The sequence below is a fragment of the Leptolyngbya sp. CALU 1928 genome, from assembly GCF_056784215.1.
In genome coordinates this window covers 2906948-2930749 of record NZ_JBXBCE010000001.1, presented here as the reverse complement: position 1 = coordinate 2930749, position 23802 = coordinate 2906948, and the positions used below count along the sequence as shown (strand labels likewise).

Here is a 23802-nt window from a genome sequence, read left to right as displayed (position 1 = left end):
CCGCTCAACGCACTCTACAAATTAACTACAGATCAACCCACATCACTAATTTTTTCATATGAAACAACTTCGTCTACTGACTAATGGTTTATCGCCCGATCTGGCAGATGATTTCGCCAACATTTGGGAAGCGGGGCGCAAGGGCAAGGTTCCTAAATATGCTTTTCTGGCGCTGTGTTTTAATTTGCTGCTGGCTCCAGCGGTGCAAGCCGCTACGGGCAATGAGCTTTCTCGCACTCAGTCCTATGCTCTCGGCATTTTGGGCTTGGGGGTCGTTGCCTTGGGAATTTATTTGTTTGTGGTCATGTTTCAACCGGAGCGCTTCTAATGAGTATTACCCGCGAAATTTCGAGAGCAGTTCGCTCTACCCTGGTGCTTTGGGTGTTGGCTGCAGTTCTGTATCCACTTGCCATGCTGGTTGTAGGTCAAGTTGTGTTTCCGTTTCAGGCAAATGGTAGCATCCTCAAAAATGCTCAGGGTGTGGCAGTGGGTTCTGCGTTGATTGGGCAACCCTTTTCATCCGATCGCTACTTCAATAGTCGCCCCAGCACCAGCAGCTACAGTACCGCTGATCCGAAAGATGACACAGCGGGAGTGCTGAAAACAGGCGTGTCTGGTGCGAGCAATTTGGCTCCCAGCAATCCTGCCCTACTGGATCGAATTAAGGGTAAATCTGATCCTGACCCAGAAAAGGCGATCGAGGGAGAGATTCCCAAGCTAAAAACCGCAGGCATTCAACCCACCGCAGATTTAGTCTATACCTCTGGCTCTAGCCTTGACCCGCACATCACTCCAGAAGCGGCACAGGCTCAAGTTCAGCGAGTTGCAACGGCGCGCAGCTTGAATCCTAATCAGCTTGAAATGTTGATTACGCAAAACACCGATGGTCGGTTTTTGGGGATTTTTGGCGAACCCGGTGTGAATGTTCTCAAGCTGAATCTGGCATTGGATGAACTGAAGCCTACCAGCTAAATAGTAAAACTAATCGATAGCAGACTTTGACTGCCAACTTAATCTATGCACAATTCTGCTCGTTCACCAGATGCGCTTTATGCCTCTGCTAGCTATCGTGGCAAGCACAAAATTTTCATTGGCATGGCTCCCGGTGTCGGTAAAACCTACAAGATGCTAGAAGAAGCACATTTGCTGAAGCAAGATGGCATGGATGTGGTGATCGGCATTATTGAAACCCATGGTCGTCGAGGCACTGCCGAAAAAGCCCATGGGTTAGAAATGGTGCCCCGGCAGAAGATTGTCCAAGACACTATTACATTAGAAGAAATGGACACGGAGGCGATTTTGGCGCGATCGCCCCAGTTAGTTTTAGTCGATGAATTGGCGCATACTAACATTCCTGGTTCGGCTCGTGAAAAGCGTTATCAAGATGTTGAAGTGATCCTGGCAGCCGGGATAGATGTCTATTCCACGGTCAACATTCAGCATATTGAAAGCTTGAATGACACCGTGGCAAGGATTACAGGCATAGTGGTGCGGGAGCGCATTCCCGATCGCTTGCTCGAAGAAGCCGATGCTGTTGTTGTGATTGATGTCACCCCTGAAACCTTGCAAGAACGATTGCAAGAAGGCAAAATCTACGCGCCTGAAAAAATTCAGCAGTCTTTAGAAAATTTCTTTCAGCGTCGTAACCTAATTGCGCTGCGGGAACTGGCGCTGCGAGAAGTCGCAGACACCGTAGAGGGAGAAGCCAACACCCAGATTACCGCGGGACAAGTCTGCAACATCCACGAACGAGTGATGGTGTGCATTTCCACCTATCCCAACTCTGTCCAGCTATTACGGCGCGGCGGACGAATTGCTAGCTATATGAATGCACCGCTTGTGGCGGTGTTTGTGGCAAGCCCCGATCGCTTTCTGACTAAACAGGAAAGCTTGCATATTGAAACCTGCGATCGCCTGTGTCAGGAGTTTGGCGGTGAATTTTTGCGGGTGAATAGCCCTAATGTGGCACAGGCGATCGCTCAAGTTGCCAGCGATCGTCATGCCACCCAAATTGTGATTGGGGAAAGCCAACAGTCTGGCTGGAAACGTTTGATCAAAGGTTCGTTTACTCAACGTCTAATGAAGCTTATTCATAAACAGCACATTGACTTGCACATCATTGCCACAGAAAAATAAGCGGGTTACTTTCAAAATTTATCCATAAAAATTTATCCATCTGTTTGCCGAATCTGCTGCTGAATGCGGCAGCTTAAGGGGCTATGTTTGGACGCAAGACGAGCTTTACCGGAGGCTGCCCAGTCTTGCAAAAATTGAATTTGCTCTTGGGCGGTGCGGGCAAGGGGAACCATTTGGCTAGCGGCTTCCAAGATATCATCGGTGGTGAAGTCGCGGTTTTGGCTAAAGCCGATATGCATGGCTTCCACTAAGGTTTGCTCAATTTCTGCACCAGAAAAATCGGGGGTTTCATAAGCAAGGCGATCGCAGTCATAGCTTTTGAGGGTGTGAGGACGCAGCCGCTCTAAATGGACGGCAAAAATCGCCTGACGCTCTTCCTGACTGGGTAATCCCACAAAAAAGATTTCATCAAACCGTCCTTTTCGCAGCATTTCTGGGGGTAATGCTTGAATATTGTTCGCCGTGGCAACGACAAAAACGGGCGTGGTCTTTTCTGCCATCCAAGTGACAAAGGTGCCAAACACCCGGCTCGTAGTGCCTGCATCCCCGCGACTATCCAGCCCTGAGAAAGCTTTATCAATTTCATCAATCCACAAAATGCAGGGAGCTAGAGCCTCTGCCAGTTGAATCATTTGGCGGGTGCGCGATTCTGATTCCCCGACCAATCCGGCAAACAAGCGACCCACATCAAGCCTGAGTAAGGGCAAGTGCCAATGGTGAGCGATCGCTTTTGCCGTGAGGGATTTGCCTGTACCTTGAATGCCGACCAGCAATAACCCGCGTGGATGGGGTAAGCCATATTGTCGGGCGCGATCGCTAAAAGCTCCCCCGCGCCTCAGCAGCCAATCTTTTAAGTTGTCCAACCCGCCAATGTCGGAAATGTTAGCCGTTGTGGGATAAAAATCTAGAATTTGAGTCTGGCGAATAATCTGGCGTTTTTCTTCTAAGACCAATTCCACATCTTCGGCACGTAATTCGCCGTGGTTTGCGATCGCCCGTGACAAAACCCGTCGAATGCGATCGGTGGATAAGCCCTGACACGATTGCACCAATTCATCTAAAGTACGGGGTTGCAAGGTTTGCCCGGTGGCATTGACTAATCGTTCCACTTCTAACCGAATTTCGGCAGCGGCTGGCAACGGAAAGTCCATTACCGTTAGCACTTCGCCTAAATCTTCGGGAATAGTCAGTTGGGGCGATAAAAGCACAATATTTTTAGGCTGAGATTTCAGTAGCCGCGCCAAATTTCGTAGTTTGCGCGCCACCGACACATCATCCAAAAACCGATGAAAATCTCGTAAGATAAAAATAGCAGGGGCACTGGCTGGCAGCTTCTCAATTAGCTCTAATGCCTGTACAGGATTGCGTTTACCCACCCCGGCATCGTTGAGATTACCCTGATAGCCATCGACAAAATCCCAGACATAGACCGCGCGATTACCCTGGTTTTTGGCACTGTGGGCGATCGCGGCTTCCACTCGTTCTTCTTCTTGCGTGGGAATGAAAATTAGTGGATAGCGTGCTCGTAAAAGTAGCTCAAACTCATGACTAAAACTCATAGCACCAAACTCAACAGCACAGTTTAAAGTCCAATGAGTTCATTATCCTTGGGCTTTTGGCTTAAAAAACTAATTTTGGCTAGATAGCTGATCTTTGAAGGCTGCCAAACCAGCCCAACGGCGATCAATCGCAGAATTAGCGGCAGGGGTAGACTCATCTACTGGTAAAGGAATGCCTTTACATTGCTTATCACAGAGTTTTCGCAGGGGAATTTCTAAACAAAGCTGTTCGTAAAGCCATTTTGCCGGATCAAAATATCCATCTGGCGGCAATGTTTCCACTAAATCTTCGGGAGCAAGATCGCGATCAAGCAGCGTATGGTTGAATTCTTCAGCGGTTTCATCCAGCCAAATCAATTCTGCCGGAGTGATGGACAGGCGATAATTGTATTGCTGCAAACAGCGATCGCAGGTGAGAGTGATAATTGCCTCAGCCTTGCCTTCAACTTCTAGATAGTTGCCTTGATGCTTCACCCGAACGTGCCCTTTAACTGGAGTCAGTGATCCCAAATCTGGCATCACTTCATCAAGGTGTTGAACATCAGTTTGTTCAGATAATCGAGTCAGCCGAGGAATATGAATGGGTTCCATAGTACTATTCTACTCTCCTCAACGCTTTGCCCAAACAGTTAATGGGATTTGACTAAAGACACCACCAGTCGGCGATCTGGCTCCTGACCGCGACTTTGAGTTTCGAGATCGGTGTGTTCTTTTAAGATTGTATGCACCTGACGACGCTCTGCGGCAGACAGTCCGTTTAACTCCACTTCATTGCCAGTTTCACGGGCTTCGCTAGCAGCTTGCTCTGCGATCGCCTGTAGCTCAGCATAACGGCGTAACCGATACCCCGCCAAGTCTACCGTAAACGCACCCTGCTGTTCCGACTCACAACCTAAATTTAGAATCGTATTAGCTAAGTATTGAAGTGAATCTAGAACCTCGCCCGAAACTCCCATGAGAGCCTGGATTTGTTCCGGCGCTAATGGAGTTTCGTCAATCACTAGCCAACAGCTATCCTCCCAGAACTCTGGGCTTTTTTCTGACCGAACGGACGTTGAAATCGCTGCATATTGAAGCAATTTCTCTAACCACTGCTGACCCCGCTGATCCCGGCTGATTTGCATAGCTAACCCTGAGCTTTCTTTTTCGTCCGTCCTGGTTCAAACGGGATGGTATCACCCCCCTCTTTCTTCTCCGCTTTTTCAGTTGCCTTTGCTTCCTCATCCACTATCTTTTGGATCTCGGCAGGCAACGCTTCACGCGACAAAATAAACGTCTGTGCGGTCTGAAAGATGTTGGCGATCACCATATACATCAATACACCAGCCGGCAACGGAAAGAACAAGAACATACCAGAGAACAGGACAGGCGTAATTTTATTGATGCTGTCTTGGCTTGCGTTTCCGGTAGAACCTTGCCCTGAGAGCAACTGATTAACGTAAATGCTAATCCCAAAAAACACAATCATACCCACCACATCCCAGTGGATCTTGCCATCCGGATCGATGGCACCCACATGACCGAGTTTATCGATAAACAAAAATCCTTTGTTGGTTGCCAATCCGGGGACGGTCGCCTTCAGGGCTACATCTCCAGGCTGCAAGGCTTCAATAGTGCCATCTGGGTTGAGGGTAATCCGTTCTGCACCACTAACGATTTCAAAGCTGGGAGTCAGATCACTATCAGGATATTCCTCTAACAAATCGTTAAGGGGCTTACCTTCAACGGTTTGAAACTCAATCTTAGTTTTTTCTCCCACTGCCAGTTGAGTTCCACTGGGCGCGATCGCAACAATGGGCGCACGAACACTATCTGCAAAGTAAATATTTTGAGGCTTTGTTAAAAACGCTTGAGGTTGAATCTGCTCAATCTGTTCACGCGGCAAAACCTGAAGGTTCAACGTATAGGGAACGTCTGAAAAAGGCGATCCTCGTAACGTAGCAAATAAAGCAAACAGGATAGGCATTTGAAACAATAAGGGAAGGCAGCCTGCTAAGGGATTGCCTAGCTCTTGCATCACCTTTGCCATCTCTTCCTGTTGTTTTGCAGGGTCATCTTTATAGCGCTCTTTAATTTCTTGCTGGCGCTTTTGCATGACCGGTTGAACAACCTTCATTCGGCGCATGTTACGAATTGAGCCAGCACTAAGCGGATAAAGTGCAAGGCGAATGACCAATGTTAGAGCCACAATCGCCAAACCATAGCTCGGCACAACCCCGTAAAAAAAGTCCAGGATCGGCAGCATTACATTGTTGGAAAGAAACCCGATACCAAAGTCCATTCGCGTTATCCTGACCCTTTTTGAGTTCGCTAGATCTACAGTGATTCACTATCCCCAGCATACCGACTGATGCCCATCCCTGAACAAGTGCGGTTATTACGCCAAGGGGACTATTTAGATATTACTGTTGAGCGCCAATTCCACCGCTTGCGGCTTTGGCTGCCGGTGAAAGCTGCTCGGTAATAAAGTTATAGACATCTCGAAACTTAGGTACGGCTCTGAGTTCTAGGCGACTTCCATCTTTCAGCGTAACGACCATATCCCCCCATGCGCCCAAACCACGAGGCACCGTTACAACTTTAGCAATTTGAGAGTATACGATGTCCGAGCGATCGCGCCCTCTCCAACCGCCTGTAACGGAGATTCTGCGATTGGTAACCCGATAGCGTAACCAAACCGCACGGGCTATCGCGCCTACCGATAAAGGAATACAAATTACTGTAAACCCCAACAGAATATTGAAAATCAGATCTCCAACATGAGGACCGCCCTCATAGTACACATCCTCTTTAATCGCCATGTAATACCTCAGCGTGTGCGAGTGCCTGCTCTAATTCTTGCAGAAAGTGTAAGTAACCGCACTGAATTGCTGGAGGATGAACCACTACCAAAACATCCAAATTTCTTGCCATGCGCGGCAGTAGTTGACGAAAAGCCGCTTGAATCTGACGACGAATCCGATTCCGCACCACTGATCGCTTATCTACTTTCAAGCTAATGGACACGCCAATGCGGGTTGGCGATTCTAAACTAGCTAATTGCATGGAGTTTGTTGCTGGCATCAACCGAGACAAATTCAAAGTATTTCTCGAAGATCTACGGAGAATGCGTAAGGAAAAGTACTCTGTTTTTATGCGAGTGCCTCGCTGATAAACGGCACTAAAATCCTTTCGATGCTTCAGCCGATTCTGTTTGGAAAGTCCCACACTAACCGCGATCGCCTAAGAAACCGATAACTTAGCCCGTCCCTTCTGCCTACGAGCTTTAATCACTCGCCGACCATTGGAGGTTCGCATCCGAGCGCGAAATCCAGAAGTTCTCTTACGTTTGCGGCTGGTGCCGCCCAATGTCCGTTTAGTCATTCTATCTCTCTCCCAAGCTTCCCAAACTAGGTTTGAAAAAATTCACAGTCCATAACTGTATCACCCTTTAGGTCAAGCTGTAAAAGGTGACGCAGTTTCTACACGGGCAATTTAAACGATCGCCAGCGATCGCTTAAGAAATTTGGATCACCCAAGTACCCAAATAGCGCATCAAAGGTAAATCCCCTGGAGACATAATTTGGGCGTTGAAGTAAAACATGCCGCCTGACGTTGGGTTTTTGACATTTTCCAACCAAATTTCCACCTTGCTGTTAGCAGGAACCGGCTCATCGGGAAAGATTTCAATCAGGTTATTCTCTTTATTCCAAACCACGTCCTTTAGCTTCACAGATTTTCCCTGAACCTGTAGTTCGACGCTCTTTGGGTCAAAAGTGCCTTGGTAATAATCAGGATAAGAGATGGCAAACTGAGCAACCGCCAACTTCATTTTTTTGGCTGGAATGCGAAGACGATAGCGATCCCAGCCTCCAGCCCGACCGCCAAAGTCTAGCCGATAGTTGAGATTGTCATCGCCTTTGGCACCTCCAAAGAGGGTAAGACCGGGCAAACCACTTTGAGCCATGCTGATGAGAGGAGCCACTCCAACCAAGCAGCCCGCGATCGCGAACCCAGCAAGAAAGCGTCGTGTCGATAAATTGAAAACCATAGTCTCTTTCACCCAACTAGCTATTTAACCCGGCTGCTATCAAACTTACTCGATCAATGTATTGATTTGTGATGTGAAGCCTTATTTATTCCCATATACTCTATCAGTATCCAACCTAAAACGACATTGGATACGCTAAGGCAGATAGGCGCAAACCGACAAAGACCCATTAAAATATTTAATTTTTCCAAGAATTGTTGCATTCAACAACTTAATTCTTAAATCATTCTGCTGAAAAAACAATCTTATCAAACTCGCACCACAGTAGTGATATTCAGGTTCTCTCGTAGCAAGGGAGCTTACTAATCGGGAGCGATCGCTGGAGCCGCTATGAAGATTGGGATTCCTAAAGAAATTTATCCCGGTGAATGTCGAGTTGCCGTCACCCCAGACACCGCTAAACGCTTACAAAAACTGGGTTTTGAAGTGTGGGTTGAAGCGAATGCGGGCAATGGGGCAAACTTTCCAGACGAGGCGTATGTGCAATCTAACTGCACCGTCATACCAGACGCTTCGACCATTTGGGCAGAGTCAGATATTGTGCTAAAAGTGCGTCCGCCTACCCTCCAAACTGACGCAAGTGGCTCCTCTGAAGTAGCAGGAATCCGGCAAGGTGGCACGGTCATTAGCTTTATCTATCCGGCTCAAAACCGAGAATTGTTAGAGGCTTTAGCTGCTCAGAAAGCAACCGTGCTGGCGATGGATGCGATCCCTCGAATTAGTCGCGCTCAGAAAATGGATGCCTTGAGTTCCATGGCAAACATTGCTGGCTATCGAGCCGTGATTGAAGCTGCTAGTAGATTTGATCGCTTTTTTCCTGGACAGATTACCGCTGCGGGCAAAGTGCCCCCGACCAAAGTGATGATCATTGGCGCAGGGGTTGCAGGATTAGCCGCGATCGGAGCCGCCAAAAATTTGGGGGCGATCGTCCGCGCCTTCGATACGCGCCCTGCGGTGAAAGAGCAAGTCGAAAGCATAGGAGCCGAGTTTCTAGAACTGGAGTTTGAGGAAGACGGCACTGGGCAGGGCGGGTACGCCAAGGTAATGAGTGAGGAGTTTATCAAAGCAGAAATGGCGCTGTTTGCAGAACAGGCAAAAGACGTAGATATCATCATCACTACTGCTCTAATTCCGGGCATAAAAGCCCCCGTGCTGATTACTCAGGCAATGGTGGACAGCATGAAACCCGGTTCTGTGGTGGTAGATCTCGCTGCTGAACAGGGCGGCAACTGCGAAGTTACCAAACCGGGCGAAGTGTATCGCTACCATGGCGTGACTATTATTGGCTTAACCGATTTGCCCAGCCGGATGGCACAACAGGCAAGCCAGCTTTACGGCACCAACCTGTGTCACTTGCTAGATGAGTTGGGCGGCAATGACAACTATACTCTCGACTTTGAAAATGAGGTGTTACGTGGGGCAACCGTGGTCAGAGAGGGCGAGATCACTTGGTCGCCCAACAAGTCGCCTGCACCCCCACCAAAACCTGTGGAGACTGTGACACCCTCTATCCCAGTGAAAGCGGCTCCGCTGCCAACTGCCCCAATCACAAACACTGTGGCTGAAACCATCTCTCAGGCACAGGGCAAAAAATCATCTTCAAGCAGCAGTCAAGATTTCATTTGGCTAGCTCTAACTGGATTGGCACTCTTGGGCATTGGCATTGGCGCACCACCCTCTTTTTTGTCTCACTTAACCGTATTTGTGCTGGCGATTTTTGTCGGTTGGCAAGTAATCTGGAACGTCAGTCCGGCACTGCATACCCCCTTGATGAGTGTCACCAATGCTATTAGCGGCATCATCATCATTGGCGGCATTCTCCAGCTATCCGGGTCGGCTTTTTCACCCACCGCAATTTTGGGCGCGATCGCCATTCTCATCGGCACCATTAACATTGCTGGGGGCTTCCTCGTCACCCAGCGCATGTTGAAAATGTTTCAAAGATAACTAGGCGAGAGACGAAGTTTTGAGTTTTAAGCTCGTCATTCGTCATCCGTCATTCGTCACCCCTTACCCTCCTTCTATGACCAGCAGCCTTCTCACCGTTTCTTACATTGGAGCCAGTGCCTTATTTATCCTCAGCTTAGGGGGATTGTCGAATCAGGAATCGGCACAGCGGGGCAACCTATACGGCATGATCGGTATGGCGATCGCGATTGTGGCAACGGCGATCGGGGCTGGCATGAGTGGCTTTGATGCCAGTAATTACGGCACCTTAGCGATCGCCATGATTCCTGGAATCCTAATTGGGGCAACACTAGCGGCACGGGTTGCTATGACCTCCATGCCAGAACTCGTCGCCATTTTGCACAGTTTCGTGGGCGCAGCCGCAGTCCTCGTCGGCATTGCCAATTACCTCTCACCGGATCAACCCCTCAGCGGCGCAGAAGCAGTCATCCATCAGGTCGAAATTTATGTCGGGGTTTTCATTGGAGCGGTCACGTTTTCTGGCTCCGTGATTGCATTTGGCAAACTCAGAGCATTGATTACGAGCAAACCCGTATTATTGCCTGCGCGTCACTTTTTGAACTTGGGACTGTTGGCGGCGATCGCATGGCTAGGCAGTTGGTTTCTGGGCGCTCAGGGCTACGCCGGATTGACACCTCTGCTGATCATGATGGGCATTGCCATGGTGCTAGGAGTGCATTTGGTGCTAGCGATCGGCGGTGCCGATATGCCCGTAGTCATCTCTATGCTTAACAGCTACTCCGGCTGGGCAGCAGCAGCGGCAGGATTTATGCTGTCCAATGACCTGCTGATTATCACGGGGGCACTGGTAGGCAGCAGCGGCGCAATCCTCAGTTACATCATGTGTAAGGCAATGAACCGCTCCTTTATCAGTGTGATTCTGGGAGGGTTTGGCGCAGCGAGTGGATCGGCTCCCGCTGTCAAATTAGAAGGAGAAGTCCATGAGACGACCGCAGCCGCTACCGCAAAAATGTTGCGCGATGCCAAAAGCGTTGTGATTGTGCCGGGATATGGCATGGCAGTGGCGCAGGCGCAGCACTCGGTTTCAGAGATTGCTAAAACCCTGAAGGGGCTAGGGATTAACGTCCGGTTTGGGATTCACCCCGTAGCGGGGCGGATGCCGGGACACATGAACGTGTTGCTGGCGGAAGCCCGTGTGCCATACGACATCGTGCTAGAAATGGACGAGATTAACGAAGATTTTCCGGCAACCGATGCGGTCTTGGTGATTGGCGCAAATGATACGGTTAATCCCAGCGCAGAGGAAGACCCCAATAGCCCGATCGCCGGAATGCCCGTGATGGAAGTCTGGAAATCCCATAGGGCGATCGTGATGAAACGCAGTATGGCAAGCGGTTATGCAGGCGTAGAAAATCCACTGTTCTACAAAGCCAACACTGAAATGCTATTTGGCGATGCCAAGAAAAACCTGGATAAAATCTTGACGCACTTGCAATAACACACTCAGGTAGTCAGGCTTGAATTTATCCTTACTACTATGCATTCAAATGGAAGAAACAATGGGCTTAAGCTCCTTGTTCCCTTGAGAACGCGCTCCTGAATTTGCTCATAAAAAAGCCCCGAAGAGTCGGGGCACAATGCGGTAGAAATAAAGTTTGTTTTTGAAGCACTCAATCATCGTGCCTACCAATCCACAGAAAAACCATCCAAAATGATCGAGGAGTTGTAGATTTGCAAAATAATCAGCAAAAACACTAGAAATAAAGCCATGAAAACTCCCATTAGCAGGGTTGTTCCCCAACCAGGAACGACCTTACCGTATTCAGAATTTAAGGGCTTAAGGATGTCGCCTAACCGAGTCCGCTGTGCCATGGTCACCTTATGAGAATCTCGACAGAAGTTGTAAATGTTCGTTACATTATACGATAGCTATGTACTCATAATTTTAACCCTAATGGAACCTGCAATAGCTCTTAACATTTCTATCTGTGCCGCCTTAGTGGGTTTGACTGGATATGCCATCTACACCGCGTTTGGTCCTCCAGCAAAGAGTCTAGATGATCCATTTGAAGACCACGAAGATTAGTCGCGATCGCACTTTAACTTAAAACTAACTATTTCCCAGGGGCGAACGGCGATCGGTTGCCCCTTTGTTGTGGGTTGGGCGATCAGCTGCTCCAACAAATCCACCGCCGACTCAATCCGCAGATTTAAGTCGCTGCTCAGATTCAACTGCGCCTCTTCGCCATGGCACTCATAGCAGCGCAAAATCCACTCATCGGGCGCGTCTTCCGATTGCTTCAACGCCATCAGCACTAGATTTTCCGCACCCAAATCGAGCAGTGATCCCACAGGCGGCAACGTACCGGCTTGAGCTATTTGATCCGCGTTGAGTTCGACTCTTTGGAGTGGCATATTTAACTCATAGCCTCGCCGCACGGTTTGAGCCTGTTTCCAATCGCCTGCATGGGGATAAATGGCATAGGTAAAAGTGTGCCATCCTTTGTCGGCTTCTGGGTCGGGCCACTCGGAGCCACGCAATAACGTTAGTCGTAGCTGATCCGGTTGAGCATCGTAACCATATTTGCAGTCGTTCAACAAACTCACGCCGTAGTTGCGATCGCTCAAATCTGCCCACCGCATCGCCGGAACTTCCCACTGTGCTTTTTCCGCCTCGGTTTGCGGCTTCGTCGTGCGCTGAATGGCTCCACAGGGAATTTCGTAGGTGGCAAAGTCGGCTTCTAAGTTAAACGAAAAAGCGGCTTTGACCAGAACGTGTCGCTCTTCCCAATCCACAGAATTTTCAACTTTGAGGATGGGTGATCCCTTCGGCAGCGCGTAGGTCTGGGTAAATGTAGAATCTCCAATTTTTCGCTTAACCCGAATGCGTGTCTCTAATGAGCCATAGAAAAAATTATCTATGCTGATCAGATCGCAGGCAGGTAAGGGGAAATTTTGGTAATTTGGATCGATATTCCAGGCATCCCAATATTGCCCTTTGTCTTCAAATGCTTGCAGTTGACTACCAGAAGGTTTCAATACTTCAACCTGGTTAACCTTATCAAACACGCTAGAGAGATCTCCAGTTACCGGATCGACTGTGACGCATAGAAACTCGTTTTCTAATGTGAATGAATCAACTTCGGGTTCGGGAGATTCTTGACTGGGGGTTTCGTAATAAAACCAAAAGCAACGATAGCCCACTGAAGGAATATCTTCTGCAAGGAACGAAATTCTCCAGTGAGTTCGATTTGAGCGTGGATAATAATGCCCGTAGGAGTAAAACTCAACTTCTTGTCCATCTGACCCACAAATGCGACATGGAGACTCTTCTTCCCGATTTCCAACTACAGATCCAATTGACCCAAGATCAACTATTTCTGTCCGCCGCCAATTTAACGGATTAAAGACTATAAACGGAGTGGCATTTGGATAGGGCGACGACGGTAGGGCAATCTGGGACGCGATCGCCTTCAACGAGCCATACAAAATCCCGTACCCAATCTCCCTCACTTCTTCCCACTCCTGATTGGCTTCTTCAAACACTTGCGTAATCGAAGAACCCGGCAAAATGTCGTGAAACTGGTTAAATAGAGTTTTCTTCCAGATAGTTTCTAGCTCTGTTTTGGGATAGGGTGCTCCCGTTGCAATGGTGGCTAACGATGCCCAAAGCTCTGCTTCATACAACAGATTCTCAGATGAACGGTTTGATTCTTTCTGATCGGCATGAGTGGTGTAACAACCACGATGAAATTCCAGGTAGAGTTCGGAGTTCCAGATGGGAAGGGAATTTAAAGAGTTTTGAGTTTTGAGTTTTGTTCGCGTAGCGTCTCCGTAGGAGATATTTTGAGTTTTGGTTCCCGGTTCCTGTTCAATGTTCCCTAGTCCCTGTTCCCTAACTCCTTCCAAATACTTCAATACGGTGCCAAATTCCATCTGGGGGAAAAAGGGCGATCGCTGCCAACGGCGCGCCACTTCTAGCATGTCGCGGGTAGGTCCACCGCCGTGATCACCCACACCGGGAAGCCAGAGGGTGGTTTGCAAGCCGGTTTTTTGCTCCAGTTCCCAGGCGAAGGTTGCCATTTTCACGGGGTCGATCGCTTCACCAATCGGCGCTGACATCAAGCTGAAAATCTGTGTGCCGTCGGGGGCTTGCCACTGAAAAACTTCGTGGGGAAACTTTGTGGTGTCGTTCCAGCGCAGCTTTTGGGTGACGAAGTAGTCTACGCCGCCCTGCTTCAAGAGTTGGGGTAATTGCCAGGTAAAGCCGAAGGTGTCGGGCACCCAAGCGATCGCGCAGGTCTGCCCAAACTTTTCCTGAATATAGCGCTGCCCGTATAGCACTTGTCGCACAATAGACTCGCCGCTGATCAGATTTAACTCTGGCTCAATCCAAAATCCAGCGACAATTTCCCATTTTCCGGCTTTCACTTGCTCCTGAATTTGAGCAAACAGATCGGGGCGGTTGTGTTCTATCCATTCGTACAGAGCAGGCGTAGTATGAGCAAAAGTCAGTTCGGGAAAGTCTTGTTGCAGGTTGAGGACGGAGCGAAAGGTGCGCTCTGCGGCTTCCCAAGTTTCTGCTACTGTCCACAGCCACGCCATATCCAGGTGAGCATGTCCGACTAGGGTGATCTGGCGTTGTTTGATCGGGGCGGCGAGGGGAAGAAGGGTTTGGCGGAGGATTTGAAGTGAAGGGGTGAAGGGGTGGAGGGGGAGAGGGGGGGAGAGGGATGAGGGGAGGGAAGCCCAATCGATTTGAGCGATCGCATCCTCTAAAATATCCAGTTTTTCGGGTTGGAATTGTTCGAGGAAGCTGTGCAATACGGCAAGCTCGTTGGCAACAAAGGCAGGTTCGGGAAAATGATCGGGGTTGAATGTTTCGTAGTGGCAGGCAGATTTCATCAGTGCGCCATCTTCGTGAATGGGGCTGACGAGACGCAGGGCGATCGCAAACTGATCGCCAGCCTGAACGCTAGGACTCAATAGCAATCGAGGCGCACAGTCAAACAAATCCCCTTCCTGAACTAACTCACCATTGACGTAGACTTTTGCGTCCGTTGCCCACCACAGCAGCGCCAGCCGTAAACACATCCCGTCTAGCGAGTAACCGTTCAAATCTTGAGGAACCTGCACCCAGCGCCCAAACCAGCGCACTGCCTGCCCAATTTTCCAGGGATGGTGGTCTTTGGCGTTGACTTCGCTAATTGCCCAACTCTTCCAGTTATCAGGATTAGTAGCTTCATTGGGTGGCAAATCATCATCACAATACTGCCAGCCTGGTTGGATGCTGACCTGACTTAGGCACCGCAGACGCGCGATCTCTGCCAAAATTTGCTCGGATGGGGAAGAAGCCAACTGACTCACCATTGCATACCACTCAACGATTTCTATCCTAGACCCGATATGTTGACAGCGATCGCCCAACCTATTCTAATCAGGCATGGCTGAATGAACTCGCTGACCTTGCCTTAGCGACTTCCAGCCGTGGCAGTAACGGCATTTTCATTGATGACTAGAGTTTTGGCGGTGGCATCTAAGGTGGCGATCGCGCCAATCGGCAGCACGGCATTCTCGCGCACATGTCCAAACATCAGATTATATAACGTTGGTTTTTTCAACGGTTCCAAGCGATCGCGCAGCACATTTTCCAAGCTGATGGTTTGGGGAAAGGAGGCTTGATACTCTTTGGGGTAACAATCCACAAATCGACCTAAGGCAATTCCCGCAGCAGCTTGCAGTTTTCCGGCTAGCCACAGTTGGGTTAACATGCGATCAACCCGATACGGTTCCTCACCGATTTCTTCTAAAAACAAAATCTTGCCAGTGGTATCCGGTTCAAACGGCGTGCCAATCAAATTAGTAATCAGGGTGAGATTGCCGCCCACTAGTTGACCTGTTGCCTGTCCTGGAACAATGGTAATCAGGCGATTCGTGCGTTCAATCGTGCCCTCGGCGGGCTTGGGCGGTTTTGCCACGCCGCCGATCGCGCTGCTAGACATGATCGTGCGGCGAAAATGCTCCTTGGCATAGTCGCCTACGCCAGTCAATCCTGAAGATCCATGAAAAGTAATCAATCCAGTTTTGCGATTGATGCCCACCAACAGCGCGGTAATATCGCTGTGACCGACAATCACTTTGGGCGATCGCCGAATTTGCTCATAATCCAGCAGCGGTAAAATCCGGCTACAGCCATAGCCACCGGAAAAGGTGACAATGCCGCGAATATCCGTCCGCCGAAACATCTCGTTGACATCAGCAGCCCGTTGGGCATCGGTTCCCGCCAGATAGCCATTTTGGGCGGTGATATTGCGCCCCAACACCACCTTAAAGCCGTATTGCTCCATGGTTTCTTGGGCGATCGCAATCTCCTCTGGCTCATAGGCATTGCTGGCAGGCGCAACCATGCCGACGGTATCTCCCGGTCGCAGCATTGGCGGTTTCAGCATGGGTAATGCAGCCGTGGCATCATCAGGCAACGCCGCAGATAGGGCACTGGCTGCAATTCCTCCGGTAGTAGCTTGCAAAAAATGACGGCGAGATGGACGATAACGAAATAAATCTGAAGGCATGATGGCGGTATGAATCATCCACTCAATCCTAAAGCGAGACCCAAGAAAATTCTCACAGCGCCTCTACCTGATTCCGTGACTAAAAACATTGAAGCAATCCTATCAATGCATAACCAAGAAGTGAAATCCTTGGCGGCTCATCAACGAATCATCGAAGCGATCGCTAACTTTTTCGGACAACCTGCATTTTTGTATGCCTTGGTCGTCGGGTTCATTATTTGGATTATGGGCAGTCTTTTTAATCCCTTTCTTCCGTTTGATTTTCCTTCATTTCATTGGTCAGAACAGGGTTTAGATGCGGCGGCTTTACTGATTTCTACAGGCGTTTTAGTGGAGCAAAACCGAGAAGAAAACTTTGCCGAGCAACGAACTCAATTAATGTTGCAACTGAACTTGCTATCTGAACAAAAAATTGCCAAAATCATTTCAATCTTGGAAGAACTCCGGGCAGATTTACCGAATGTGCGCGATCGCTATGATCCAGAGGCGATTATGATGCAAGAGGCGGCTGATCCAATTGCCGTTTTAACTGCGCTACAAGAAACTCTTCAACACGAACTAGCAACCGATGAGATAGAGAAGCGATCGCCCACGGAAAACCTAACACCCTAATTTCTATTGCAACCCAACCCTATCAAGCATCTATCATTTGGTCGATGTTGTTTTAGTCACTGGAAAGATGTTCTAATCCTTTTATCGTATTTAATATTACAGATATACATAAATTTCAACAATTTCTATCCTTCGTGGGAGGCTACGTCAGTGTCGGAAACCAACGGTGTGATGATGCAATATTTTCATTGGTATAGTCCAGATGATGGCAGCCTATGGAATCAATTATCGGAATCGGCTGATGAGTTAGCAAAAGCTGGAGTAACCTCTGTTTGGCTACCCCCCGCTTATAAGGGCACAGGCGGCGGCATGGATGTGGGCTATGGAGTCTATGACCTGTTTGATCTAGGTGAGTTTGACCAAAAAGGCTCCGTGCGAACCAAATATGGCACCAAGGAAGAATACCTTAAAGCGATTAAAGCTGCTCAAAAAGTTGGGATTCGAGTCTATGCCGATGTGGTGCTAAATCACAAGTTAGGAGCCGACGCTGAAGAAGAAGCAGAAGCGACTCCATTTAGTGATGACAATCGAAACGAAGCGATTGGCGAATACCAAAAAATTAAAGCTTGGACTCATTTTACGTTTCCCGGTCGTGCTGGCAAATACTCAACCATGGAGTGGCATTGGTGGCACTTCGACGCGATCGATTACAACGCCTATAACGCAGGTGAAAATGCGGTTTATTTGCTTAAAGGCAAAGAATTTGACGACAACGTTGACCTAGAAAAAGGCAACTTCGACTATCTCATGGGTTGCGATCTGGATATGGATAATCCAGAAGTGATAGGCGAGTTGAAATATTGGGGGGAGTGGTATATAGACACTACAGGCGTAGATGGGTTTCGCTTTGATGCCGTAAAACATGTTTCCGCTGAGTTTTTCCGAGATTGGATGGCTCATGTAAGTCACTATGCCAAGCGGGATCTCTTTGCAGTGGGCGAGTATTGGTCTTACGATGTGGAAGCGCTTCACAGCTTTATTGAGACCACAGACGGGAAGGTGACGCTGTTTGATGCGCCGCTACACTACAACTTTCATGTGGCAAGTCAAGCGGGTAATAGCTATGATATGCGCCAAATTTTTGATAATACACTGGTGCAAGATCAGCCTGCTTTAGCGGTGACATTGGTAGAAAACCATGACTCTCAACCGTTGCAATCGTTAGAATCGGTGGTGGAACCTTGGTTTAAGCCGATCGCCTATGCCTTGATCCTACTGCGACGCGAAGGTTATCCCTGTGTTTTCTATGCAGACTACTACGGTGCCCAGTATAAAGACACGGGCAACGATGGCAATGAGCATGAAGTCTGGCTAGATAAACATCAGTTTTTGCTGGACAAGTTGCTCCATGCCCGTCAAACCTATGCTTATGGCGATCAATACGATTACTTTGACCATCCAAACACCATCGGCTGGACACGATTAGGCGATGAAGATCATCCCGGCGGAATGGCAGTTGTCGTCAGCAATGGCGATGAGGGCAGCAAGCATATGGAAGTGGGACAACCAAACCGCACCTACATTGATATGACTGAGCATATTGATGAGACTGTGACGACTGATGAAAAAGGCTGGGCTGAGTTTCGCTGTCCGGCTGGCTCTGTGTCGGTGTGGGTGCCTCAGGCTTCTTAATACTCAGTAAGCTGAACAAGGGGCTTAAGCCCCTTGTTTGAGATAAATCAGTTTTGAGATGAATCAGTGCCCGCCCCAGCGCTGGGCTGCGATCGCAATCCGGTGACCATAGTGTACCGCCGTCAGGCGATCGCCCGGTTCAATCACGGCAGGCGCGCCACTCATATCCAGGTTGCTTTGCCCCATTACGCCTAAAAAAGAACCCAAGCGATTCACATTATCCTCTTTACCAATGTATGCGCTGGACATCTCGCCTGCACTGACCCAGATCATGCTGTGCTGTGCCGCATTAATCGCCAAGTAAAGCAGCGTTCCTTGCTTGTCGCCACTAGGAGAACTGGAATGGGTAAACCCTCCGGCAATCTTATCTTTCCACTGTTGAGCAAACCAGGCAGAACTAGCAGCATCGATAAACGCTTTGAATTGGGCTGCAACTCCGCCCATATAAGTGGGTGATCCAAAGACGATCGCGTCTGCCTGAGCCAACTGCTCCAATACCTGATCATCTTTCCAGCGTCCATGGGTGATTTGTTCGCCCACAATGCGAAATAGTTGGACGCTTTCAGTCACCTTACTCGCACCCTCCGCGATCGCTTCAGCCATAAGATGGGTATGCCCAGAACCTGAAAAATAGACGACTGCGATGCTTGCCATAAAAACCTCGTGGAGCCTGAAATTGGTAAACACCCCGATAGTAAAAGGACTACTTACTAAAGTAAAGTAGGTACTTTATAGTAACTACTAAGCTCTTTGTAGCAACTCGTCATGGCTCATTCTTCTAAAGACATTCACCCTTGTCCTGTCAGCCGTTTAATGGCAGTCCTTTCCGGTCCCTGGACGATGTATATTCTGTGGATATTATCCACCCAAGGAGCAACCCGTTTTGGAGCATTGAAGCGATTAGTGGAAGGTATTTCTACGAAAGTGCTAACAGAACGTCTCCGCTTATTAGAGCAAGAAGAAATTCTTTATCGGCATTACGAACCAACCGTGCCGCCCCAAGTTACCTATGGTTTGACAGCGCGGGGGCTGGAGTTATGTGGCGTACTTGATCAGCTAAATGCTTTGGCAGAAAGTTGGTATAGCATTTCGTCCGAATTACCACCGACACCCAGTGGATGCAGCAGATAAGATTGCAGCAGATAAGATTCACAATGTCTGCTGTTAAATTTCTGCCAATTGACAGACTCTCTTCCTTAGTGATTTCGATACCGTAGCAATGGCTTCATGCCTGTGACGTTCTTCTAATTTTCTGCCTCTTAACTTTGTATGCAAATTCAAACGCCTGATTGGGTCAAACATGCTGTTTTTTATCAAATCTTTCCCGATCGCTTTATTCGTGCGGCTCCTCGTAAGTCTTGGTTGCAAGAGACATCGTGGGAACCTTGGCATGTGCCACCAACGCTACAGGGATATAAGGGAGGCGACTTGTGGGGTGTAATCGAAAAACTGGATTACTTGCAAACATTGGGGATTACGGCAATTTATTTCACCCCCATTTTTCAATCTGCTAGCAATCATCGCTATCACACCCATGATTACTTTCAGGTAGACCCAATTCTGGGCGGCAACATTGCGTTTGAAGAATTGCTGAATGAAGCCCATCGCCGCAATATCAAGGTGGTGCTAGATGGGGTGTTTAATCATTGCAGTCGGGGGTTCTTTTTCTTTAATGATATTTTGGAAAATGGACCCCATTCGCCGTGGGTCGATTGGTTCAAGATTAAGGGCTGGCCATTGGCTCCCTATGATGGCGATCGCCCTGCAAACTATGTGAGTTGGTGGGATAACCGAGCACTGCCTGTGTTTAATCACGACAATCCCAGCGTGCGGGAATACCTGATGGAAGTTGCTGAATATTGGCTGAAGTTGGGGATTGATGGCTGGCGGTTGGATGTGCCCAACGAAATTACAACGCCTGGATTTTGGCAAGAATTCCGCGATCGCGTCAAGGCGATTAATCCTGAAGCCTACATTGTGGGTGAAATTTGGGGCGATTCCCGTGAATGGCTGGATGGCACTCAATTTGATGGGGTGATGAACTATTTATTCACTGCACCCACGATTGCTTTTACAGCCGGCGATCGCGTCATTCGTGAGTATGTTGAAGGACGCTCCTACACGCCCTACCCTGCCTTAGATGCCAGAGGCTATGCCACCAAAATTCAAAACCTGCTCAAGCTCTATGATTGGGAGATTCAACAGACTCAGCTTAATCTGCTTGCAAGTCACGATACTGCCCGTTTACTCAGCATTGCTGGCGAGGATCGAGATAGCGTTAAACTAGGGACTCTTTTACTGCTCACCTTTCCGGGTGCGCCCAGCATTTACTATGGCGATGAAGTTGGTTTGGCGGGTGGGATTGACCCCGATTCGCGGCGCGGCTTCCCGGCTGAAGTCGATTGGGATCAAGATCTTTTAGACTATCACCGCCAGTTAATTGCCCTGCGTCATGCTCATCCGGCGCTGCGAGTAGGCGACTACAAAACCCTTTATGCCCAGGGAGATGTTTATATTTTGGCGCGTAGTTTGCCCACTGAAACCCTGATAGTTGCCGTCAATGCTGGAACTGAATCTGCTACAGCAACGTTAGCTGCCATGCCTCAAGCTCTACAGCCGCTTTTTGGCGATAGCACCATGAAACAACTGGACAAGGGGTTTCAGATTACCTTGCCAAAACGAAGTGGATGCATTTTAGGCTAGTGATTCGGCTGCATGAGAAGCTATTCAACAAAACTTTCCCCGGATTTCACATCAAACCAATGAAGTGAATCGGGGGAAACAGCGAGGCTAATAGTTTGGTTTAACCAGTCTTCATTGGAGGGAAGCAGCGATCGCAGCACGATGGGCACCCCTTGATGGCTCATCGTCTGAATGCTGCATAGTTTATACATCCCCAAGTTTTCCACCGAAAACACCTGACCTTGGAGAGTATATTCATCGGTAGGCTGTGCCAGTCGCAAATGCTCCGGGCGAATGCCAAGCATGATCTGAGCCTGCGCCTTGGCAGTCGTGGGCAGCGGAATGTTGCAGGTGCCGAGTAATCCCTCTCCCGCTTGGCAGGGAACCGGAATCAGATTCATGCGCGGGCTGCCGACAAAACTAGCAACAAACTGATTGGCGGGATGGTTGTAGATGCGATCGGGCGTATCGAGTTGCTGTAAATAGCCGTCATTCAAGATTGCAACCTTGGTCGAAAGCGTCATGGCTTCCGTCTGGTCGTGGGTGACATAAACGACGGGCACACTCTGACTGGCAAAGATTTGCTTTAAGTCAGCCCGAACATTTTCGCGTAGCAAAGCATCTAGGTTACTCAAGGGTTCATCCAGCAAAAACACATCCGGGTTGCGGACTAACGCCCGACCGACGGCAACTCGCTGGCGTTGTCCCCCGGAAAGTTGCCCCGGCTTGCGCTGCATCAGGTCTTCCAATCCCAGAATATGCGACACAGTTTGAATCCGGCGATCGCGGTCTTCTTTCGGCACTTTCTTCAGTTTCAGCCCCGCGCTCAGGTTTTGATACACCGTCATGTGGGGATACAGTGCATAGCTTTGAAACACCATGGCAACATTGCGATCGCCCGGTTTCAGTTGCGTCACATCGCGATCGTCAATCAATATCTGCCCGCGTGTCGGCTCCTCCAATCCGGCAATCATTCGCAAAATGGTCGATTTGCCACAGCCCGACGGACCCAACAGGCTCAAAAATTCTCCATCCTCTACCGTCAAGTTAATATCTTTGACCGGAACTACTTTTGGACTGAAGGTTTTATTCAGGTGAATCAGTTGAAGTTTAGCCATCACTACCCCTTAACCGCTCCTGCTGTAAGTCCTTGGACGATTTGCCGTTGGAAAAATAGGACGAGAATCACCAGCGGAATCGTGCCGATAACCGTAGCCGCCGCGATCGGACCATAGGGGATCTCAAACACAGAAGCGCTACCGAGTTGAGCAGACGCAACAGGCACCGTTTTCATGGTTTCCTCAGTAATAAACGTAAGGGCAAAAATAAACTCATTCCAAGCGGCAATAAAGGTAAGAATGCCAGTGGTGACGATCGCCGGCAACGTCAGCGGCGTGAGAATTTGTACCAGTAGTTGCCAAGTGCCATAACCATCCACTTTGGCAGCATCTTCCAGTTCTTTGGGCAGTTGGGCAAAAAAGCTCCGCATCACAAGAATGGTTAACGGTAAATTCATGGCAGTGTAAGGAATGATCAGCGCCAAATAATTATTGCCTAGCTGAAAAAACTGGACGATTTCGAGCAGACCTTGCAGCAGCAAAATACTTGGAAATAAGGTGACGAGTATTATACTAAGCTGGATCAGATTGCCACCCAAAGGACGCAACCGGGCGATCGCGTAGGCAGCAGGAGTCCCAATTGCTAGGCACGCAATAGTAGACACCAGTGACACGAAAGTACTATTCAGCAAATATCGCAGAAAGGGTTTGCGGGTGAATAATTCAATATAGTGATCCAGCGTCAGCCGAGTAGGAATATAAATATTGGGAATTGCGGCAATGTCGGCATTCACCTTAAAGGAAGTCAAGACTTGCCATAGCACGGGAGCAAGGCAAAAAAGGCAAAGACTAAAGACAGCTAGCCAAAAGAGGAAATTGGGGACGTTTTTCTGTTGAGACATAGAGTTTGAGCAGAAGACAGGTCAAACAAGAAGCTTGAGAGCGGAAGTGACTAGAAATACCTTACTTGACTGAACTATGAATAAAGGGGAATTTCAATGACAAACTCGGTTCCTTGACCAGGCTGAGAAATGCATTTCAGCGTTCCTTTGTGTTTTTCGACAGCAATTTGATGGCTAATCGCTAACCCGATTCCAGTTCCTTGACCGATCGGCTTTATGGTAAAAAACGGATCAAATAATCGGGATTGAATGTCTTCAGGAATTCCTGAACCATGTCTAGTGGGACTTTTCTTGCAAGAACTTAGTTGCACATCGCGTTACATGTAAAGAGTTACCAGAAGATAGGATCACTTAACAAGCTTTATTTAGTCTCGTTTTTGGGGCATCTGGTTTGTTAGCCTCGGTTTTAGGGCAGGGTTTACCGTTAGCATCCAGGAAGTTGCATTTACCAGCAGTCGTAGTCGGACTGAAATTAGGCGGGGGGGGGGGCGATCGCGAGAATGTTCGTAGGAGCGGACAAAGGCTATCGGGGTAGCGCAAATCTACACCCTTGTAGTTGCACTCCGACCCAAAAGCCACATCAGAGCAAACTGAGCAAAGGCAAGCGTCAGCTTAACCACAATCCAGCCAAATGACCAGTGGTCGCTGAGCCTGTGAATCATCAGCTCAAGAGTTTTCGGATTCTCGCTG

At 48.8% G+C, this 23802-nt stretch carries 25 protein-coding genes; 10 read left to right on the top strand and 15 right to left on the bottom strand.

Going from position 1 to position 23802, the window contains the following annotated elements; all coding sequences use genetic code 11:
- Positions 1-58: 58 nt before the first annotated feature.
- From kdpF to AC1S5B_RS13685, 3 genes are read left to right on the top strand one after another with little or no spacing between them, the layout of a single operon-like run.
- Positions 59-328: a K(+)-transporting ATPase subunit F gene (gene kdpF, locus AC1S5B_RS13695; protein WP_482036226.1), complete on the top strand. Its 270-nt coding sequence runs from the start codon at positions 59-61 to the stop codon at positions 326-328.
- Complete coding sequence (kdpC, locus tag AC1S5B_RS13690) at positions 328-972, top strand: K(+)-transporting ATPase subunit C (RefSeq protein ID WP_482036225.1); 645 nt, start codon at positions 328-330, stop codon at positions 970-972. The genes kdpF and kdpC overlap by 1 nt, the downstream gene beginning before the upstream one ends.
- 45 nt (positions 973-1017) lie before the next feature.
- Entirely contained in the window at positions 1018-2136 is a 1119-nt protein-coding gene (locus AC1S5B_RS13685; RefSeq protein ID WP_482036224.1) for a sensor protein KdpD, read from the top strand.
- A 32-nt stretch (positions 2137-2168) separates the two neighbouring features.
- Here the strand turns inward: AC1S5B_RS13685 and AC1S5B_RS13680 are convergent, their stop codons facing one another.
- The 8 genes from AC1S5B_RS13680 to AC1S5B_RS13645 all read right to left on the bottom strand — a co-directional run bounded on the left by AC1S5B_RS13680 (position 2169) and on the right by AC1S5B_RS13645 (position 7725).
- Positions 2169-3695 (bottom strand): AAA family ATPase, encoded by a 1527-nt coding sequence (locus tag AC1S5B_RS13680; protein ID WP_482036223.1) that lies wholly within the window; start codon positions 3693-3695, stop codon positions 2169-2171.
- 69 nt (positions 3696-3764) lie between these two features.
- Positions 3765-4286, bottom strand: a complete 522-nt coding sequence (locus AC1S5B_RS13675; protein ID WP_482036222.1) for a YceD family protein — start codon at positions 4284-4286, stop codon at positions 3765-3767.
- 38 nt (positions 4287-4324) lie between these two features.
- On the bottom strand, positions 4325-4819 hold the full coding sequence (locus tag AC1S5B_RS13670; RefSeq protein WP_482036221.1) for a Jag family protein: 495 nt from the start codon (positions 4817-4819) through the stop codon (positions 4325-4327).
- Positions 4820-4821: 2 nt separating this feature from the next.
- Complete coding sequence (gene yidC, locus AC1S5B_RS13665) at positions 4822-5976, bottom strand: membrane protein insertase YidC (protein ID WP_482036220.1); 1155 nt, start codon at positions 5974-5976, stop codon at positions 4822-4824.
- Positions 5977-6097: 121 nt separating this feature from the next.
- Positions 6098-6496: a PH domain-containing protein gene (locus tag AC1S5B_RS13660; protein WP_482036219.1), complete on the bottom strand. Its 399-nt coding sequence runs from the start codon at positions 6494-6496 to the stop codon at positions 6098-6100.
- Positions 6486-6902: a ribonuclease P protein component gene (gene rnpA, locus AC1S5B_RS13655; protein WP_482036218.1), complete on the bottom strand. Its 417-nt coding sequence runs from the start codon at positions 6900-6902 to the stop codon at positions 6486-6488. Before rnpA ends, AC1S5B_RS13660 begins: the two co-directional genes overlap by 11 nt.
- 15 nt (positions 6903-6917) lie before the next feature.
- Positions 6918-7058: a 50S ribosomal protein L34 gene (gene rpmH / locus AC1S5B_RS13650; RefSeq protein ID WP_458648863.1), complete on the bottom strand. Its 141-nt coding sequence runs from the start codon at positions 7056-7058 to the stop codon at positions 6918-6920.
- Between the two features lie 133 nt (positions 7059-7191).
- On the bottom strand, positions 7192-7725 hold the full coding sequence (locus AC1S5B_RS13645; protein WP_482036217.1) for a DUF2808 domain-containing protein: 534 nt from the start codon (positions 7723-7725) through the stop codon (positions 7192-7194).
- Between the two features lie 330 nt (positions 7726-8055).
- Between AC1S5B_RS13645 and pntA the strand changes: the two genes are divergently transcribed.
- Positions 8056-9672 carry a Re/Si-specific NAD(P)(+) transhydrogenase subunit alpha gene (pntA, locus tag AC1S5B_RS13640; RefSeq protein WP_482036216.1) on the top strand — a complete coding sequence of 539 codons (1617 nt, stop codon included), beginning with the start codon at positions 8056-8058 and terminating at the stop codon, positions 9670-9672.
- Between the two features lie 76 nt (positions 9673-9748).
- Complete coding sequence (pntB, locus tag AC1S5B_RS13635; protein WP_482036215.1) at positions 9749-11152, top strand: Re/Si-specific NAD(P)(+) transhydrogenase subunit beta; 1404 nt, start codon at positions 9749-9751, stop codon at positions 11150-11152.
- Between the two features lie 185 nt (positions 11153-11337).
- Here pntB and psbH read toward each other — a convergent pair whose 3' ends face one another.
- On the bottom strand, positions 11338-11526 hold the full coding sequence (psbH, locus tag AC1S5B_RS13630) for a photosystem II reaction center phosphoprotein PsbH (protein ID WP_482036214.1): 189 nt from the start codon (positions 11524-11526) through the stop codon (positions 11338-11340).
- An 82-nt stretch (positions 11527-11608) separates the two neighbouring features.
- On the opposite strand from psbH, the gene psbN reads away from it, so the two are divergent.
- Positions 11609-11740 carry a photosystem II reaction center protein PsbN gene (gene psbN / locus AC1S5B_RS13625; RefSeq protein ID WP_171573419.1) on the top strand — a complete coding sequence of 44 codons (132 nt, stop codon included), beginning with the start codon at positions 11609-11611 and terminating at the stop codon, positions 11738-11740.
- Here psbN and AC1S5B_RS13620 read toward each other — a convergent pair.
- Positions 11737-15024, bottom strand: coding sequence for an alpha-mannosidase (locus tag AC1S5B_RS13620; protein WP_482036213.1), 3288 nt, complete (start codon positions 15022-15024; stop codon positions 11737-11739). The genes psbN and AC1S5B_RS13620 overlap by 4 nt on opposite strands.
- A 101-nt stretch (positions 15025-15125) precedes the next feature.
- Positions 15126-16244 carry a S66 peptidase family protein gene (locus tag AC1S5B_RS13615; protein ID WP_482036212.1) on the bottom strand — a complete coding sequence of 373 codons (1119 nt, stop codon included), beginning with the start codon at positions 16242-16244 and terminating at the stop codon, positions 15126-15128.
- Between AC1S5B_RS13615 and AC1S5B_RS13610 the strand changes: the two genes are divergently transcribed.
- Together AC1S5B_RS13610 and AC1S5B_RS13605 are read left to right on the top strand one after the other, a co-directional pair.
- Entirely contained in the window at positions 16236-16838 is a 603-nt protein-coding gene (locus AC1S5B_RS13610) for a DUF1003 domain-containing protein (RefSeq protein ID WP_482036211.1), read from the top strand. The genes AC1S5B_RS13615 and AC1S5B_RS13610 overlap by 9 nt on opposite strands.
- Before the next feature lie 150 nt (positions 16839-16988).
- Entirely contained in the window at positions 16989-18470 is a 1482-nt protein-coding gene (locus AC1S5B_RS13605) for an alpha-amylase (protein ID WP_482036210.1), read from the top strand.
- 63 nt (positions 18471-18533) lie between these two features.
- On the opposite strand, the gene AC1S5B_RS13600 is transcribed toward AC1S5B_RS13605, so the two are convergent.
- Complete coding sequence (locus AC1S5B_RS13600) at positions 18534-19124, bottom strand: flavodoxin family protein (RefSeq protein WP_482036209.1); 591 nt, start codon at positions 19122-19124, stop codon at positions 18534-18536.
- A gap of 111 nt (positions 19125-19235) precedes the next feature.
- Between AC1S5B_RS13600 and AC1S5B_RS13595 the strand changes: the two genes are divergently transcribed.
- Together AC1S5B_RS13595 and AC1S5B_RS13590 are read left to right on the top strand one after the other, a co-directional pair.
- Positions 19236-19601 (top strand): winged helix-turn-helix transcriptional regulator, encoded by a 366-nt coding sequence (locus tag AC1S5B_RS13595; protein WP_482036208.1) that lies wholly within the window; start codon positions 19236-19238, stop codon positions 19599-19601.
- A gap of 138 nt (positions 19602-19739) precedes the next feature.
- Positions 19740-21173, top strand: coding sequence for a glycoside hydrolase family 13 protein (locus AC1S5B_RS13590; protein ID WP_482036207.1), 1434 nt, complete (start codon positions 19740-19742; stop codon positions 21171-21173).
- A gap of 20 nt (positions 21174-21193) precedes the next feature.
- On the opposite strand, the gene AC1S5B_RS13585 is transcribed toward AC1S5B_RS13590, so the two are convergent.
- From AC1S5B_RS13585 to AC1S5B_RS13575, 3 genes are all read right to left on the bottom strand, one after another.
- Positions 21194-22270, bottom strand: a complete 1077-nt coding sequence (locus tag AC1S5B_RS13585; RefSeq protein WP_482036206.1) for an ABC transporter ATP-binding protein — start codon at positions 22268-22270, stop codon at positions 21194-21196.
- Positions 22271-22272: 2 nt separating this feature from the next.
- Positions 22273-23112, bottom strand: a complete 840-nt coding sequence (locus AC1S5B_RS13580; protein WP_482036205.1) for a carbohydrate ABC transporter permease — start codon at positions 23110-23112, stop codon at positions 22273-22275.
- Between the two features lie 74 nt (positions 23113-23186).
- Positions 23187-23423: a sensor histidine kinase gene (locus AC1S5B_RS13575; protein WP_482036204.1), complete on the bottom strand. Its 237-nt coding sequence runs from the start codon at positions 23421-23423 to the stop codon at positions 23187-23189.
- Between the last annotated feature and the right edge of the window lie 379 nt (positions 23424-23802).

Bases quoted from the DNA above. Each gene is read 5' to 3' on its own strand.
- AC1S5B_RS13685 (WP_482036224.1), top strand. From the start codon at position 1,018: ATGCACAATTCTGCTCGTTCACCAGATGCGCTTTATGCCTCTGCTAGC.
- AC1S5B_RS13680 (WP_482036223.1), bottom strand. From the start codon at position 3,695: ATGAGTTTTAGTCATGAGTTTGAGCTACTTTTACGAGCACGCTATCCA.
- AC1S5B_RS13615 (WP_482036212.1), bottom strand. From the start codon at position 16,244: ATGATTCATACCGCCATCATGCCTTCAGATTTATTTCGTTATCGTCCA.
- kdpF (WP_482036226.1), top strand. From the start codon at position 59: ATGAAACAACTTCGTCTACTGACTAATGGTTTATCGCCCGATCTGGCA.
- AC1S5B_RS13595 (WP_482036208.1), top strand. From the start codon at position 19,236: ATGGCTCATTCTTCTAAAGACATTCACCCTTGTCCTGTCAGCCGTTTA.
- pntB (WP_482036215.1), top strand. From the start codon at position 9,749: ATGACCAGCAGCCTTCTCACCGTTTCTTACATTGGAGCCAGTGCCTTA.
- psbH (WP_482036214.1), bottom strand. From the start codon at position 11,526: ATGGCACAGCGGACTCGGTTAGGCGACATCCTTAAGCCCTTAAATTCT.
- AC1S5B_RS13610 (WP_482036211.1), top strand. From the start codon at position 16,236: ATGAATCATCCACTCAATCCTAAAGCGAGACCCAAGAAAATTCTCACA.
- AC1S5B_RS13660 (WP_482036219.1), bottom strand. From the start codon at position 6,496: ATGGCGATTAAAGAGGATGTGTACTATGAGGGCGGTCCTCATGTTGGA.
- kdpC (WP_482036225.1), top strand. From the start codon at position 328: ATGAGTATTACCCGCGAAATTTCGAGAGCAGTTCGCTCTACCCTGGTG.
- yidC (WP_482036220.1), bottom strand. From the start codon at position 5,976: ATGGACTTTGGTATCGGGTTTCTTTCCAACAATGTAATGCTGCCGATC.
- psbN (WP_171573419.1), top strand. From the start codon at position 11,609: ATGGAACCTGCAATAGCTCTTAACATTTCTATCTGTGCCGCCTTAGTG.
- AC1S5B_RS13620 (WP_482036213.1), bottom strand. From the start codon at position 15,024: ATGGTGAGTCAGTTGGCTTCTTCCCCATCCGAGCAAATTTTGGCAGAG.
- pntA (WP_482036216.1), top strand. From the start codon at position 8,056: ATGAAGATTGGGATTCCTAAAGAAATTTATCCCGGTGAATGTCGAGTT.
- AC1S5B_RS13645 (WP_482036217.1), bottom strand. From the start codon at position 7,725: ATGGTTTTCAATTTATCGACACGACGCTTTCTTGCTGGGTTCGCGATC.
- AC1S5B_RS13600 (WP_482036209.1), bottom strand. From the start codon at position 19,124: ATGGCAAGCATCGCAGTCGTCTATTTTTCAGGTTCTGGGCATACCCAT.
- AC1S5B_RS13585 (WP_482036206.1), bottom strand. From the start codon at position 22,270: ATGGCTAAACTTCAACTGATTCACCTGAATAAAACCTTCAGTCCAAAA.
- AC1S5B_RS13580 (WP_482036205.1), bottom strand. From the start codon at position 23,112: ATGTCTCAACAGAAAAACGTCCCCAATTTCCTCTTTTGGCTAGCTGTC.
- AC1S5B_RS13590 (WP_482036207.1), top strand. From the start codon at position 19,740: ATGCAAATTCAAACGCCTGATTGGGTCAAACATGCTGTTTTTTATCAA.
- AC1S5B_RS13675 (WP_482036222.1), bottom strand. From the start codon at position 4,286: ATGGAACCCATTCATATTCCTCGGCTGACTCGATTATCTGAACAAACT.
- AC1S5B_RS13670 (WP_482036221.1), bottom strand. From the start codon at position 4,819: ATGCAAATCAGCCGGGATCAGCGGGGTCAGCAGTGGTTAGAGAAATTG.
- rpmH (WP_458648863.1), bottom strand. From the start codon at position 7,058: ATGACTAAACGGACATTGGGCGGCACCAGCCGCAAACGTAAGAGAACT.